Source organism: Serratia nevei (genome assembly GCF_037948395.1).
GTDB lineage: Bacteria > Pseudomonadota > Gammaproteobacteria > Enterobacterales > Enterobacteriaceae > Serratia > Serratia nevei.
In genome coordinates this window covers 4,786,375-4,801,496 of sequence record NZ_CP149940.1, presented here as the reverse complement: position 1 = coordinate 4,801,496, position 15,122 = coordinate 4,786,375, and the positions used below count along the sequence as shown (strand labels likewise).

The following is a 15,122-nucleotide window of genomic DNA, read 5'->3' as shown; positions in this document are numbered from 1 at the left end:
GGTCAGTACAGCGACGGCGCGCCGACCGGCCGGGTTTTGAAGCGGCGGTGCAGCCACAGATATTGCTCCGGTGCCCGCAGGATCTCTTTCTCGATCACTTTGTTCATATAGGCCGCCGCCGCCTGTTCGTCGCTGAGCGGATAGTCTTCCAGGGCCGGTTGAATCAGCAGGTCGTAACCGCGGCCCCCTTCGCGGCGGATCAGCACCACCGGCACCAGCGCCGGGTTGGCCATGCGCGCCAGCATAAAGGTGCCGCTGGTGGTCGCGGCCTGATCGACGGCGAACAGCGGGGCGAATACGCTGCCGCGCGGGCCGTAGTCCTGATCCGGCGCGAACCACACCGCCTCGCCGCGCTTGAGTGCGTGCACCATGCCGCGCAGATCCTTGCGATCGATCATCGCCTTGTTGGAGCGCATACGGCCCTTGGTCTGGGCCCACTCCATCGCTTTGTTGTTGTGTGGGCGGTACATCGCCATCATCGGCTGACACAGGCCCATAGCCCGGCCGCCCAGCTCCAGCGACATAAAGTGCACGCCGATCACCAGCACGCCGCGATCGTCACGCTGCGCCAGGTTGAGGTGGTTGATGCCGGAGACGTTGAACCAGCGCTTGACGCGTTTATCCGGCCAGAACCAGGCCATGCCGGTTTCCAACAGGCCCATGCCGAGCGATTCGAAGTTGCCCACCACTTTGCGCTCGCGCTGCGCTTCGTCCATCTCGGGGAAGCACAGCTCGAGGTTGCGGCGGGTGATGGCGACGCGACGCTTGAGAAAACGCATCGAGGTACGCCCCATCCACACCCCCAGCCGGTAAAGCAACGGATAGGGGAGCTGGACCAGCAGGAACAGCAGGGCGAGGCCGAACCAGGTGAGCCAGTAGCGCGGGTGCAGCAAGGCCAGTTGAAATGCTTTGGCTGATTTCATAGAAACTCGTTTTATACGTTAAAAAGGGGCAGCAAGCTGTAACGCATAAAGGTTCCACTCGATAGCGATACGACCACTCAGACACCCGGGCACGACCAGGGTTTAGTCGGGATTCCATAATTGACTAAACATTTACATTCGAAGGGCGGTTTGCGCTGCTATCAGGCTTCGGAGGGATAGCTGTTGGCCAGCGGAGGCGGCTCTAGGAATGCTTATGCTAGCACAGGGTACGGGGTGTGGCGGAAGAGGGGCATGCGAATATTCTCATTCGCGTTGCCCCTAAGTTGAAGATTGGTGCGTTTTATAGGCTGGGAATGATAATCGCGGCGAAGATTGCAGCGATCACCAGCCATTTCAGCAGGTAGTAACCGCGGCGGTTGCGCGCTTTCAGGCGCTGACCGGCATCGCGCACCGCGTTGACGTATTTGAAAATGCGGTTGATGCCGCCGGTGCGGTCCTGATCGTCGTTCGGCGAGCTGGCCGCCGACATCAGCGTTGAACCGACCCAGTGGTTGACCGCCTGCGCCCAGCGCCATTTCATCGGCCGCTCGACGTCGCAAAACAGAATGATGCGCGTCTGGTCGGTGGCGTTCTGCGCCCAGTGCACGTAGGTTTCGTCGAAGATCACCGCCTCGCCGTCACGCCAGCTGTGCTGTTCGCCATCCACTTCGATGAAGCAGCGATCGTCGTTGGGCGTCATCAGCCCCAGGTGATAGCGCACCGAGCCGGCGTAAGGGTCGCGGTGTTTACCCAAATGGCTGCCGGGCGGCAGCTCGGCGAACATCGCCGCCTTGACCGACGGGATGCGGTTGAGCAGCTCGACGGTTTGCGGGCACAGCGTCTGCGCCGAAGGGTGACTGTCGCTGTACCATTTCAGATAGAAACGTTTCCAGCCGCGTTTGAAGAAGGTGTTGAAGCCGGCATCGTTGTGCGACTGCGCCTTTTTGATGTGATCCTGCAGGCGCACCGCTTCTTCGCGGATCACCTGCCAGTTGTCGGTCAGCGTCTGCAGCTCCGGGAAGCCTTTTTCGTCGAAATAGGGCTGTTTGGCGGGCAAACGGGAGAAACCGGTCATAAACATGTTGATCGGCCCCATAAAGGTGGAGTGATCGAACAGTTGGCGGGTAACCTTTTGTTTCTCTTTGCCGCGGGAGTGCGCGTAGAAGAAGCTGACGATGAAAATGCCGATAATGATCGCGGCAACCATAGAATCCATCCCTGTTAATGCTTGTTAAAAATTCATACAAATTATAGTTTTGTGACAGGAAAAATTTAACGTTTTCGTGCTTTTTGACCGGGATTCGCTCGAACGGCATAAAAAAATGAGAAATTTATTTTTAATAAAATTTTATATCGATTTTTTTGGTTTTAGTCCTATTCTTAAATCGTTCAAGGGGCGTTTCATGCCATCTTGTTTCATGACGAATGGCACGTATCTGAGAAAAGAGGGACTTATGAAGAAATCAATCATTGCCTTGTCTGCACTGCTGCTCGCTTCCCCGGTGTTCGCCGCTGAGACCGCGACCGACACCGCCACTCATGCCAGCAACGAGGTCGTTGCCGAAGCGCACAAAGGGGCGGATACCGCCAAAGAAAAGCTGCACCAGTCTCAGGACAAGGGTGAAGAGCTGAAGCTGAAAGCCAAGCACGCCGCCGAAGGCAAGAGCGACAGCGTCGGCAGCAAAGTGAGCGAAGGCTCGCAAAAGGCCTGGCACTCCACCAAACAGGGTACGGAGAAGGCTTGGGATAAGACCAAGCAAGGGGCGGAAAGCCTCAAGAACAAAGCGACCGAGTAATTTGCTGTCGTCACAACAAGAGGGCCGGGTTTCCGGCCTTTTTTTATGGTTATAATCCGCCACGCTGATGTCGTGCTTTGTCGCCCTGATTAAAACGTGAGAGTATCCTTCATCGATTGGTGACTCCGTCGTAAGTAAGAAGGAAGCCCTATGAGGCCCTATTGGGTAAGGCGTTTATTTACACCTCCGCCAACCTGGACAGGCAGAGCATCGGTTATTTTGGGTCTGCTGGTGTTTGTGGTGTTGAGCGGGCTGGATAGCCTGGGTGTGGAGTTGGACGGGTGGAAGCGCTACGTGATGATCGCGGGCGTGGCGGGTATTTGCTATTTCATTGCCGGATATATTGATAAGCGCATTCCGCGTAAAGCCCCGCCAATGTAGGCACAGGCCAGAAAAAGAAAAAGGCGCTTATCAAATGAGATAAAGCGCCTTTTCAACACGTTAACTGACTAGTATCAGTTCATGCCGTATTTTTTCAGCTTCTTACGCAGCGTGCCGCGGTTGATGCCCATCATCAGGGCTGCGCGGGTCTGGTTGCCACGGGTGTATTGCATCACCATGTCCAACAGTGGCTGTTCAACTTCAGCCAGTACCAGCTCATACAGGTCATTTACGTCTTGACCGTTCAGTTGAGCAAAATAGTTCTTCAGTGCTTGTTTAACCGAGTCACGCAGAGGCTTTTGAGTCACCTGATCTTGTGAGTTAACGGTAGAAACGGTCAGTACGTCAGAATTTACGCGTTGTTCGAACATAGTTCTGTCAGCTCTTTTTTTACGCTAAGATTTTCGAAATATGCCTCCAACGCCTCCAGCTGTTCGCTGGCATCCTCTATGGCGTTGAATGTGCGCCGAAACTGGTCATTCGGAGCGTGTTCCTGGAGATACCAGGACACGTGCTTACGAGCAATCCGGAATCCCTTGCCTTGGCCATAGAAGCCGTGCAATTCCCGAATGTGCCCAATCAACAAGCGCTTCACCTCGCCAAGCGGCAGCGGCGGCAGCAGCTCCCCAGTGTCCAGATAATGCTGGATTTCCCGGAAGATCCAGGGTCTCCCCTGAGCAGCGCGGCCTATCATCAGGGCGTCGGCCCCGGTGTAGTCGAGCACTGCTCTGGCTTTATGCGGGTCAGTAATATCCCCATTCGCGATAATCGGAATGGAAACACTCTGCTTAACTGCCCGAATGCTGTCGTATTCCGCGTCGCCGTTAAACAGACAGGCGCGGGTTCGGCCGTGAATCGTCAGGGCCTGAATACCACAGTCTTCGGCCAGTTGGGCAATCTCTACACAGTTACGATGCTCTGGCGCCCAGCCGGTGCGAATCTTCAGCGTTACCGGCACATCCACCGCGTCAACCACCGCGTGGAGGATCCGTTTTACCAGATCCGGGTACTGCAACAAGGCGGACCCGGCAAGCTTCCGGTTCACTTTTTTGGCAGGGCATCCCATATTGATGTCGATGATCTGCGCGCCGCTGGCCACGTTGATACGCGCGGCGGCGGCCATATCATCAGGATCGCATCCGGCAATCTGCACGGAGCGGATCCCTGGTTCATCGCTATGCACCATACGCAGACGCGACTTATCCGTCCGCCACACCTCCGGGTTGGAGGAGAGCATTTCGGATACAGCCATCCCAGCACCCATTGCATGACAGAGGGTTCTGAACGGGCGATCTGTAATACCGGCCATCGGGGCCGCAATCAGGCAATTAGTAAGCTGGTGGTGTCCAATGCGCATAGACAAAGAGTGACCATACTGTGTCCGCAAGGGCGCGTATATTACGCATTTTTGCGTCGAGATGAAAGGCCAAACTTTAACCAATTGGCCCGATATTAGGACGAAAAATACGCTACGCGGTGATTCATAAAAATATTATATATATTTTACAATAAGTTGACGAAAAGTGCTTATTTTGTGTGCGGCAAAATATTCGCCTTTGCGCAGAATATTATCTGCATTCACCCGCGTTTTTTGCCGAGATAGCCTGTCTGGAAGGCGCATTGTCAGGGCGATCCGTCGTTGAGCGGCGAAAAATTGCATAAAATTTTGTCTCGCCCGCAGGCCGATCGTCAGGCAAAAAAAATCCACCGGCGCAGGGCCGGTGGATGAGGGGGCAATAGACCGTGACGCTTACTTGCGGCGGCCGGTGATGCGACACCACTCTTCACGCTCGGCGACCGGGTCGAGCGTGAACTTCTCTTCGTAGGCTTGCGCAACGCTGCTGGCCTGGCTGGCCAGCACGCCGGACAGCCCCAGATGACCACCGGCCTTCGGCAGGCAGCCGATCAGCGGCGCCAGCTCGCGCAGCGGGCCGGCGAGGATGTTGGCGACCACCACGTCAGCCAGCAGGTCCGCCGGCTGGTCTTTCGGCAGATACAGCTCCAGACGCTCTGAAACGCCGTTACGCTGCGCGTTGTCGCGGCTGGCCTGAATGGCCTGGGGATCGATGTCGATGCCGATAGCGCGCGCTGCACCCAGCTTCAGGGCGGCGATTGCCAGGATGCCGGAACCGCAACCGAAGTCGATAACGGTTTTGCCGGCCAGATCGAGGCCGTCCAGCCACTGCAGGCACAGCGCCGTGGTCGGGTGGGTGCCGGTGCCGAACGCCAGGCCCGGATCGAGCATCACGTTGACCGCGTCGGGATCCGGCACGTCACGCCAGCTCGGGCAGATCCACAAGCGCTCGCCGAAGCGCATCGGGTGGAAGTTGTCCATCCACTCGCGCTCCCAGTCCTTGTCTTCCAGCTGTTCTATCTTGTGGCGGAAACCGGCGCCCAGCAGCGGGTGCTGTTCCAGCATCGCCACCACCTCGGCCATATCGGTTTCCGCGTCGTACAGGCCGATCACGTCGGTATCGCCCCACAGCAGGGTTTCACCCGGCAAGGGTTCGAACACCGGGTTGTCGTGGGTGTCCTGGAAGGTCACCGACACGGCGCCGCTTTCCACCAGCGCGTCGCTCAGGTCTTCCGCCTGGCTGCCGGTGGTGTTCAGTTTGAGTTGGATCCAAGGCATAGCAATTCTCTTCAAGAAGATAATGATGACGCCGCCCGGCGCTTTTCGCCGACGACGTTACCGAGATAAAACGCCAACAGGCTGAGCAACAGCGAAGGCACGATAGGGTGCAGCCCCGCCGGCTGCAGGTTGAAGCTGGCCAATAGCGTATAGCATACCGCACCCGACACCATTGAGCTAAGCGCTCCCTGAGCATTGGCGCGTTCCCAATACAGGCCCAGCACCAACGGCCACAGGAACACCGCCTCCAGCCCGCCGAAAGCCAGCAGGTTGAGCCAGATGATCATCTCCGGCGGTCGCCAGGCCGCCAGCAGCACCAGCAGGCCAAGGATCAGCGTGGTCAGGCTGGAGAAGCGCTTGATCAACCGCTCGTTGTGGATCTGCTGCGGCCGCACGCCCAGGTAGAGATCCTTGATGATGGTGGCGGAGGATTGCAGCAGCTGGGCGTTGATGGTCGACATGATCGCCGCCATCGGCGCCGCCAAAAAGATCCCGGCGGCGTACGGCGGCAGCACGGTGATCATCAGCGTCGGGATCACCTGATCGGGGATCTTGAGATCCGGCAACACTGCGCGGCCGAGCGCGCCGGCCAGGTGCATGCCGAACATCAGCACCGCCACCACCACGGTGCCGAGCAGAATGCCGCGATGCACCGCCTTGCTGTCCTTGTAGGAGATACAGCGCACGGCGGTGTGCGGCAGGCCGATCACCCCGAAGCACACCAGGATCCAGAACGACGCCATAAACGGCAGGCTGAGGATCTGATCGCCGCCCTGCGGCGACACCAGCGCCGGATCGATCTGCTGCAGCTTGTGCACCGCGCTGTCCAGTCCGCCGGCGGCGTGGATCACCGCCACCAGCAGCAGCACGGTGCCGAGCAGCATCACCAGCCCCTGCATGGCGTCGTTCAGCACGCTGGCGCGGAAGCCGCCGAAGGCGGTGTACAGCGCGATGCTGATGCCGAAGATCAGCAGGCCGGTGTCGTAAGGAATGCCGGCGGCGGTCTCCAGCAGGCGGGCACCGCCGATAAACTGCACCGTCATGGCGCCGAGGAACGCCACCAGCAGGCTGAGGCTGGCCAGCCACACCAGCAGGCGGCTTTGGTAGCGGCCATACAGCATGTCATTGAGGGTGATGGCGTTGTAGCGTCGCGCCAGGATGGCGAATTTCTTGCCCAGCACCCCGAGCGACAGCCACACCGCCGGCAGCTGAATCATCGCCAGCAGCACCCAGCCCAGGCCGTATTTGTAGGCGGCGCCGGGGCCGCCGATAAACGAACTGGCGCTGATGTAGGTGGCGGTCAGGGTCATCGCCAGCACAAAGCCGCCCATCGAGCGGTTGCCGAGGAAGTATTCGCTGAGGAAATTCCCGCTCTGGCGGCGGCTGTAGGCGTACACCGACAGACCGAACACCAGCAGCAGGTAGGCGACCAGCGGCAGGATCACTTCAGTTTGCATCGCGGTCCTCCAGCGAAATGTCGCGGAACACCGTGCGCACCATCAGCCAGCACAGGCCGATGAACAGCAGCGGCACCAGCAGGCAGGCCATTTCGAACCAGTGAGGCAGGCCGGTGACGCCGATGGCGCTGTCGGGCAGATAGGCCGCCAGCCCCCAGGCCAGCAGGTAGAGCAGCGTCAGCCCCAGTGCCCAGCGCGCTTCGCGGTGCGCCTGAATAAAGCGTTTGTCCATCCGTGTCTCCCATAGGTTTACGGTGATGGATTCATCAAAGGTAGGGAATTTTACGGCATGGCGGCGTTTTGCCAAGCCGTTACTGGCGGTAATGCCAAAGAAAAAGGCCGGTGATTAACCGGCCTTTCGTCAGACGATGCTGCGTGGCTGCCTTAGGTTTCCTGCAGACCCAGCTTCTTCTCCAGATAGTGGATGTTGGTGCCACCGTGCTGGAAGTTTTCGTCGTTCATGATCTTCTGCTGCAGCTCAACGTTGGTTTTGATGCCGTCGATGATCAGTTCAGCCAGGGCGTTCTTCATGCGGGCAATCGCCACGTCACGGTTTTCGCCGAAGGTGATCAGTTTGCCGATCATGGAGTCATAGTACGGCGGTACGGTATAACCGGCGTAGATATGAGATTCCCAACGCACGCCGAAACCGCCTGGCGCGTGGAAGCGGGTGATCTTGCCCGGGCTCGGCAGGAAGGTGTTCGGATCTTCGGCGTTGATGCGGCATTCTACCGCGTGGCCGTGGATCTTCACTTCTTCCTGTTTGATCGACAGCGGCTGACCGGCAGCGATGCGCAGTTGCTCTTTGATCAGATCCACGCCGGTGATCATTTCGGTAACCGGGTGCTCGACCTGAATACGGGTGTTCATTTCGATGAAATAGAACTCGCCGTTTTCATACAGGAACTCGAAGGTACCCGCACCGCGGTAGCCGATTTCCACGCAGGCTTTCGAGCAGCGTTCGCCGATGTAACGGCGCATTTCGCTGGTGATGCCCGGTGCCGGCGCTTCTTCGACCACTTTCTGGTGGCGGCGCTGCATGGAGCAGTCGCGCTCGGCCAGATAGATGGCGTTACCCTGGCCGTCGGCCAATACCTGAATCTCGATGTGGCGCGGATTCTCCAGGTATTTTTCCATGTACACCATGTCGTTGTTGAAAGCCGCTTTGGCTTCCGCTTTCGTCATGTTGATGGACTGCTCAAGGTCTTTGTCGCTGCGCACGACGCGCATGCCGCGACCGCCGCCGCCGCCGGACGCCTTGATGATCACCGGATAACCGATGCGCTTGGCGAAGGCACGGTTTTTATCCATGTCGTCGGTCAGCGGGCCGTCGGAGCCAGGTACGCAAGGCACGCCGGCTTTCTTCATGGCGTTGATCGCGGAAACCTTGTCGCCCATCAGGCGGATGGTTTCGGCTTTCGGGCCGATGAAGATGAAGCCGGAGCGTTCAACCTGCTCGGCGAAGTCGGCGTTCTCGGACAGGAAGCCGTAGCCCGGGTGGATCGCCACGGCGCCGGTGATTTCCGCCGCCGAGATGATGGCCGGGATGTTCAGGTAGCTTTTTACCGATGGTGCAGGACCGATGCAGACGGTCTCGTCGGCCAGCAGCACGTGTTTCAGATCGCGGTCGGCCGCGGAGTGAACCGCAACGGTCTTGATGCCCAGTTCTTTACAGGCACGCAGGATGCGAAGCGCGATCTCGCCGCGGTTGGCGATAACAATTTTATCAAGCATGGGGGCGCCTCGTTATTCGATGACGACCAGCGGCTCGTCATATTCGACCGGCTGGCCGTTTTCCACCAGGATGGCTTTCACGACGCCGGACTTGTCCGCTTCGATCTGGTTCATCATTTTCATGGCTTCAACGATGCACAGGGTATCGCCGGCGTTCACTTTCTGGCCCACTTCCACGAAGGCTTTCGCGTCCGGGCTTGGGGTGCGGTAGAAGGTGCCTACCATTGGCGAACGAACGACGTGGCCACTCATGGCCGCCGGTGCCGCCGGGGTTTCTGCCGCAGGTGCGGTAGCAACGGCGGCAGCCAGGGCCGGCTGCTGCTGTGCCGGCATCGCATAGGCCTGCTGCATGACAGGGTAAGCCTGCGCCGGTGCGGCACGGCTGATGCGAACCGATTCTTCGCCTTCAGAGATTTCCAGTTCAGAAATGCCTGATTCTTCAACCAGTTCGATCAGTTTCTTGATTTTACGAATATCCATGAGTGTGATTCCGTACTCTTTTTGTGGAGCAATTAGTGGGTTTTCGACAGACGGTTAACCGCTGCCTGTAAAGCGAAAGCGTAGCCATCCGCGCCGAGGCCGCAAATCACGCCTACCGCCACGTCTGAGAGATAGGAGTGATGGCGGAAAGGTTCGCGGGCGTGCACGTTGGACAGGTGGATCTCGATGAACGGGATCTGCACCGCCAGCAACGCATCGCGCAGCGCCACGCTGGTATGCGTGAACGCCGCCGGGTTTATCAGAATGAAATCGGTGTTGCCGCGCGCCTGATGAATGCGATCGATCAGCTGATGCTCGGCGTTGGATTGCAGATGGCTCAGGGTAATATCCAATGCGGATGCCTGGTTTTCCAATCCGTTAACAATCTCTGTCAGCGTCGTGCTGCCGTACTTCTCCGGCTCACGCGTCCCCAGCAGATTGAGATTGGGGCCGTTCAGAAGCAAAATGTGAAACTTATCCGCCATTGTGCTGGTATCTCCGGCAATAAAACCATCATCGTAGAAAATAACCCGATGTTATCGATTTGTCACCTGTTAAGGGGCCAATTCACCCTGAGAACAGAAACAAAGTCGGGCATTATAACGATATCGTAGCAATTCGCAGCTAAATACTGGTCTTATCAGCGAAGATATTCAACCCCAAATCGACGAACTCGGGGATCCGTGACAGGAATATGAGCGCTGGAACACAGAAAAAGTTCCGGCCGGCGGCGCGTGTTTTTCAACGACAATAACGCGCGCCGCCGCGTGATTCAGCGCCACCAGGCGCGGAATTTCTTGTAACGCAGGCCCAACAGCGCCACCGCCAGCAGCGCGTAGATGAACGGCTGGGGGGAAAACGTTTTGACCGACCACAGGTAGTGGATAGGGGCGAGGATCGCCGCCAGATAGACGAAGTTGTGCAACATTTGCCATTTGGCGCCCAGTTTGCGCATCGCCCACAGCGTCGAGGTGGCCGCCAGCGCCAGCAGGATCAGCCAGGTGAGGATGCCAAGCGTCAGATAAGGGCGATTCACCAGCTCGCTGCCCAGCAGGCCGAGATTGCTCAGCCCCAGCTCCAGCGTGGAGTAGCTTATCAGGTGCAGCGTGCCCCAGGCAAAGCACCACAGCCCCACCAGACGGCGGCAGCGGATCAGCAGCGGCTGGCGAGCGTAGCGCGCCAGCGGGGCGATCATCAGCGTGGCCAGCAGCAGTTTCAGCGTCATCCTGCCGGTAAAATGTTGGATGTCCTTGGACGGATCGGCGCTGAACCAGCCCTGATCTACCGCCAACACCAACCACAGAAAGGGCAAAAACGCCGCCAGATGCAGGGCGGCTTTCAGCCATTTGATATGAACAGGCGTCAGGCGCACTTAGAAATTCTCCCGCAAATCCATGCCGCGATACAGCGACGCCACCTGATCGGCATAGCCGTTGAACAGCAGCGTCGGTTGGCGTTTGACGTCGAGAATGCCGCCGGAGCCGATGAAGCGCTCGGTGGCCTGCGACCAGCGCGGATGATCGACGTGCGGGTTCACGTTGGCATAAAAACCGTACTCGTTCGGCGCGGATTGGTTCCAGGTGGTCGGCGGCTGATCGCGCACCAGACGGATATGCACGATCGATTTGATGCCTTTGAAGCCGTATTTCCACGGTGTGATCAGCCGCAGCGGCGCGCCGTTTTGCGGCGGCAGGGTTTTGCCGTACACGCCGACGGTCAGCAGCGCCAGCGGATGCATCGCCTCGTCCAGCCGCAGCCCTTCGACGTAGGGGTATTTCAGGCCGCCACCGATAAAGCGATCTTTCTGGCCGGGCATCTGCTCCGGATCGTACAGCGTCTGGAAGGCCACGTAGCGCGCGTTGCTGTTCGGCTCGGCCAGCTTGAGAAGCTTGCCCAGTTCGAAACCGATCCACGGCACCACCATCGACCAGGCCTCGACGCAGCGCATGCGGTAAATGCGCTGTTCCAGCGGGAAACGCTTCATCAGATCGTCGATATCCAGCGTTATCGGCTTCGCCACTTCGCCGTCGATGCGCACTTTCCAGCCTTCGGTTTTCAGCCCGCCGGCGTTGGCGGCCGGATCGGCTTTGTCGAGGCCGAATTCATAGAAGTTGTTGTAGCCGGTGACCTTGTCTTCCGGCGTCATTGCCAGCTGCGCCTGCCAGGCGGCCGGCTTGCTGAATTCCAGCGCTTTGCCCGGCGGCGCCTTGGGGCGATCGTTGCCTTTGAACCACGACAGCAGGTCCGCCCGTGCGCCGGTAGGCAGCGCCAGCGTAGCGGCGGTGATGCCGAGCGCCTGCAGCACTTTGCGCCGCTGGTGGAACACGCTCTCCGGCGTGACGTCGGCCTCGGTCAATTTCGGGTGTTTGTTCATGCTTATGTTCTCCGCGACTGATTCCCGCCGCCTGCGAGCGGCTAACGGGTCTCCATGAAATAAGCATGGCGCTAAAGCCGGCAGGAAGCGAGGGGACGCGGGAAAATATGAAATTTCGCAGAAGCGGGTGAACCCCCGTTGCCGGGGGGAGAAGATCAGCGGATTTTCACCAGGGTGCGGCCGGTGATTTGGTTGTTCAGCAGCGCGGCGGCGGTGGCCGGCGCCTGCTCGAGGGTGATTTCATGCGTGGCCTGCTGATAGAAGCTGTCCGGCAGAATACCGGCCAGCCGCTCCCAGGCGGTTTGGCGGCGGTGCAGCGGCGTATGTACCGAATCCACGCCCTGCAGACGCACGTTGCGCAGAATGAACGGCATCACGGTGGTCGGCAGCTGATAACCGCCCGCCAGGCCGCAGGCGGCGACGGTGCCGTTATAGTTCATCTGCGCCAGCACCCGCGCCAGCAGTTTGTCGCCGACGGTGTCCACCGCGCCGGCCCACAGCTGTTTCTCCAGCGGGCGCGGCGTGTCGATATAGCCATCGCGCGACATCACCTCTTTGGCGCCGAGCGCTTTCAGGTAGTCGGTATTGCTATCGCGGCCGCTGATGGCGGTCACCCGATAGCCCAACGCCGCCAGCAGGGCGATGGCGGTGCTGCCCACGCCGCCGCTGGCGCCGGTCACCAGAATATCGCCGTCGTCCGGGTGCACGCCGCCTTCCTCCAGCGCCATGACGCACAGCATGGCGGTAAAGCCGGCGGTGCCGATGATCATCGCCTTGCGCTCATCCAGGCCGTTCGGCAGCGGTACCAGCCATTCGCCCGAGACGCGCGCCTGCTCGGCCAGGCCGCCCCAGTGATGTTCACCTACGCCCCAGCCGGTGAGCACCACGCTTTGCCCCTCTTTGAAGCGATCGTCGCGGCTGTGGCGCACGGTGCCGGCGAAGTCGATGCCCGGCACCATCGGGAAGTTGCGCACGATCTTGCCTTTGCCGGTGATCGCCAGCGCATCCTTATAATTTAGGCTGGACCAGTTGATGTCGACGGTGACATCGCCTTCCGGCAACCGGTCGCTGCCGATATCTTTGATTTGAGCCAGAGTTTGGTCGTCTTGTTGTTCCAATAACAGTGCACGCATGTCACTCTTCCTCTCGTTTACACTTTTCTATCAATGGCTGAATCACATTTATTTGACTATATGCATAATAAGCGGCCCAAGTCCTGATAAAGGACAAAAACGGCGCTTGCAGGTTTAATTCTTCAGCAAGGCTTGTTAGGGTTGGACGGCCCCTTTTAGCTAAAGGGTGAACACTCACTTAACCATAGCGGACAAGGCACAGGGATGCGATTTACCACCAAACTCTCTGCATTGATCACTCTGTTGGTCGCGCTGGCGATGTTTTTGATGCTGATGGGATGCTCATACAGCTTCTTTTACGTTACCCAGGATCGCCAGGAGCGTCGCTTTGATTCGCTGGTTACCTCTCTCGATCAGGCCATGTTGCACGAATCGCCGCGCGATCAGGAGAAATGGTTGCCGATCGTCATGCGCCCGCTCGGCATCGTGTCGATCCGCGTAGAGGCCGGCACCAGCCAGTTTCTCAACTATAAATTGCCGACGCTGAAAAAAGAGCCCTGGGATACGCTGAACGGCTATCGTCAGGTCTCGCGCCCCCTGTTGCAACATCCGGGCAGCACGCTGTACATCACTTACCTCGATCCCTTCGCCAGCGACGTGCGCACGTTGCAGTCCACCGCCGCCGTCACGCTGTCGATCGTCGTCATGGTGGTGGTTTTGCTGTTCAGCCTGCGCTGGTTGCGTGAGCAGGCCGACGGTGAAGATCGCCTGGAACGCCGCGCGCGGCGCATTCTGAACGGCGAGCGTGAAAACGTCATGCAAGGCGACGTGCGTGAGTGGCCGGCCAACGTCAGCGGCGCGCTCGATCGCCTGCTGGCCGATCTGGCGGAAGCGCGGGAAGAGCGCAGCCGGGTCGATACGCTGATCCGCGCCTTCGCCGCGCAGGACGCCAAAACCGGGTTGAATAATCGCCTGTTCTTCGATAATCAATTGACCACTCAGCTGGAAGACGAAGGTTCGCACGGCATCGTGATGATGGTGCGGCTGCCCGATTTCGAGACCCTGCGCGACACGCACGGCAGCGTGGCGGTACAGGAGCTGATGTATTCGCTGGTCAACCTGCTGTCTACCTTCGTGATGCGCTACCCCTCGGCGCTGCTGGCGCGCTATTTCCACAGCGATTTTACCGTGCTGTTGCCGCATCGAACCCTGAAGGAGGCCGACGGCATCGCGTCACAGCTGGTCAACGCCATCGATGCCTTGCCTTCCACGGCGCTGATCGATCGTGAGGCCTTCCTGCACATCGGCATCGTGGCGTACCGCAGCGGCCAAACCACGGAGCAGGTGATCGATTACGCGGAGCAGGCGACGCGCCACGCGACGCTGCAGGGCGAGAACGGCTGGTATGTGTACGACAGCCAGGTGCCGGAAAAGGGGCGCGGCAGCGTCAAGTGGCGCACGTTGCTGGAACAGGTACTGGCGCGCGGCGGCCCGCGGCTGTATCAGAAACCGGCGGTGACCGTGGCAGGCGAGGTACACCATCTTGAGATCATGAGCCGGATTTATGACGGCTCCCAGGAGTTGCTGCCGGCGGAATATATGCCGCTGGTGCAGCAGCTGGGGTTGGCGGAGAGTTACGATCGCCAACAGGTGAGCCGCATCATCCCCTTGCTGGCGCAATGGCCTGAGGAAACGCTGGCGTTTCCGCTGTGCGTCGACTCGATTTTGCAGCGTTCTTTCCAGCGCTGGCTGCGCGATACGCTGTTGCAGTGCGAAAAAAATCAGCGTAGGCGAATTCTGATTGAACTTGCGGAGGCAGATGTGTGTCAACATATCGACCGTTTGCGTCCGGTGCTGAAGTTGCTGTCAGGGCTGGGCTGCCGCCTCGCGGTGTCCAAAGCGGGTTTAACCGTGGTCAGTACGTCCTATATCAAGTCGTTGCAGGTGGAGATCGTCAAGCTCCACCCGGGGCTGGTGCGGAGTATCGATAAGCGGGACGAAAATCAGCTGTTCGTGCAGAGCCTGACGGGCGCCTGCGCGGGCACGCACGCGCAGGTGTTCGCCGCCAGCGTACGCACGCGCAACGAGTGGCAGACGCTGAAAGAGCGTGGTATCCACGGCGGGCAGGGCGACTTTTTTGCGTCGCCGGAACCGATCGACGTGGGGCGTAAAAAATATTCACGTCGTTATCGTGTTTAAGCTGATTGCCGGACAAAAATTGACGTAGAATGAGCGCCGGATCCATCTGGGCCATGTCACCCGTCATTTTGGA

At 59.1% G+C, this 15,122-nt stretch carries 16 protein-coding genes; 3 read left to right on the top strand and 13 right to left on the bottom strand.

Annotated features, from left to right (window positions below):
• Positions 1-2 precede the first annotated feature (2 nt).
• Together lpxP and lpxO are read right to left on the bottom strand one after the other, a co-directional pair.
• Positions 3-923, bottom strand: coding sequence for a kdo(2)-lipid IV(A) palmitoleoyltransferase (lpxP, locus tag V8N38_RS23005; protein WP_060440957.1), 921 nt, complete (start codon positions 921-923; stop codon positions 3-5).
• 301 nt (positions 924-1,224) lie between these two features.
• Entirely contained in the window at positions 1,225-2,130 is a 906-nt protein-coding gene (lpxO, locus tag V8N38_RS23000) for a lipid A hydroxylase LpxO (protein WP_084827916.1), read from the bottom strand.
• Between the two features lie 247 nt (positions 2,131-2,377).
• On the opposite strand from lpxO, the gene V8N38_RS22995 reads away from it, so the two are divergent.
• Together V8N38_RS22995 and V8N38_RS22990 are read left to right on the top strand one after the other, a co-directional pair.
• Complete coding sequence (locus V8N38_RS22995; RefSeq protein WP_049201465.1) at positions 2,378-2,719, top strand: hypothetical protein; 342 nt, start codon at positions 2,378-2,380, stop codon at positions 2,717-2,719.
• 150 nt (positions 2,720-2,869) lie between these two features.
• A complete protein-coding gene (locus V8N38_RS22990) occupies positions 2,870-3,100 on the top strand; it encodes a hypothetical protein (RefSeq protein ID WP_141960366.1) in 231 nt (76 codons plus the stop codon).
• A gap of 74 nt (positions 3,101-3,174) precedes the next feature.
• Here V8N38_RS22990 and fis read toward each other — a convergent pair whose 3' ends face one another.
• The 11 genes from fis to V8N38_RS22935 form a co-directional block, all read right to left on the bottom strand.
• A complete protein-coding gene (fis, locus tag V8N38_RS22985; RefSeq protein WP_000462905.1) occupies positions 3,175-3,471 on the bottom strand; it encodes a DNA-binding transcriptional regulator Fis in 297 nt (98 codons plus the stop codon).
• On the bottom strand, positions 3,453-4,457 hold the full coding sequence (dusB, locus tag V8N38_RS22980) for a tRNA dihydrouridine synthase DusB (protein WP_004936856.1): 1,005 nt from the start codon (positions 4,455-4,457) through the stop codon (positions 3,453-3,455). The genes fis and dusB overlap by 19 nt, the downstream gene beginning before the upstream one ends.
• Positions 4,458-4,850: 393 nt before the next feature.
• Complete coding sequence (gene prmA / locus V8N38_RS22975) at positions 4,851-5,732, bottom strand: 50S ribosomal protein L11 methyltransferase (protein ID WP_033636181.1); 882 nt, start codon at positions 5,730-5,732, stop codon at positions 4,851-4,853.
• A gap of 11 nt (positions 5,733-5,743) precedes the next feature.
• Positions 5,744-7,189, bottom strand: coding sequence for a sodium/pantothenate symporter (gene panF, locus V8N38_RS22970; protein WP_100395864.1), 1,446 nt, complete (start codon positions 7,187-7,189; stop codon positions 5,744-5,746).
• Positions 7,179-7,421 carry a YhdT family protein gene (locus V8N38_RS22965; protein ID WP_004936865.1) on the bottom strand — a complete coding sequence of 81 codons (243 nt, stop codon included), beginning with the start codon at positions 7,419-7,421 and terminating at the stop codon, positions 7,179-7,181. The genes panF and V8N38_RS22965 overlap by 11 nt, the downstream gene beginning before the upstream one ends.
• A 152-nt stretch (positions 7,422-7,573) precedes the next feature.
• On the bottom strand, positions 7,574-8,923 hold the full coding sequence (gene accC / locus V8N38_RS22960; RefSeq protein WP_004936886.1) for an acetyl-CoA carboxylase biotin carboxylase subunit: 1,350 nt from the start codon (positions 8,921-8,923) through the stop codon (positions 7,574-7,576).
• A gap of 12 nt (positions 8,924-8,935) precedes the next feature.
• Positions 8,936-9,403 carry an acetyl-CoA carboxylase biotin carboxyl carrier protein gene (gene accB / locus V8N38_RS22955; RefSeq protein WP_038879746.1) on the bottom strand — a complete coding sequence of 156 codons (468 nt, stop codon included), beginning with the start codon at positions 9,401-9,403 and terminating at the stop codon, positions 8,936-8,938.
• A 32-nt stretch (positions 9,404-9,435) separates the two neighbouring features.
• Positions 9,436-9,888, bottom strand: coding sequence for a type II 3-dehydroquinate dehydratase (aroQ, locus tag V8N38_RS22950; protein WP_004936891.1), 453 nt, complete (start codon positions 9,886-9,888; stop codon positions 9,436-9,438).
• 287 nt (positions 9,889-10,175) lie between these two features.
• Complete coding sequence (msrQ, locus tag V8N38_RS22945) at positions 10,176-10,775, bottom strand: protein-methionine-sulfoxide reductase heme-binding subunit MsrQ (protein ID WP_047729766.1); 600 nt, start codon at positions 10,773-10,775, stop codon at positions 10,176-10,178.
• On the bottom strand, positions 10,776-11,777 hold the full coding sequence (msrP, locus tag V8N38_RS22940; RefSeq protein WP_047729767.1) for a protein-methionine-sulfoxide reductase catalytic subunit MsrP: 1,002 nt from the start codon (positions 11,775-11,777) through the stop codon (positions 10,776-10,778).
• Positions 11,778-11,932: 155 nt separating this feature from the next.
• Positions 11,933-12,910: an MDR family oxidoreductase gene (locus tag V8N38_RS22935; RefSeq protein WP_047729768.1), complete on the bottom strand. Its 978-nt coding sequence runs from the start codon at positions 12,908-12,910 to the stop codon at positions 11,933-11,935.
• Between the two features lie 204 nt (positions 12,911-13,114).
• On the opposite strand from V8N38_RS22935, the gene csrD reads away from it, so the two are divergent.
• Entirely contained in the window at positions 13,115-15,049 is a 1,935-nt protein-coding gene (gene csrD, locus V8N38_RS22930) for an RNase E specificity factor CsrD (protein WP_147840370.1), read from the top strand.
• Positions 15,050-15,122: the final 73 nt, after the last annotated feature.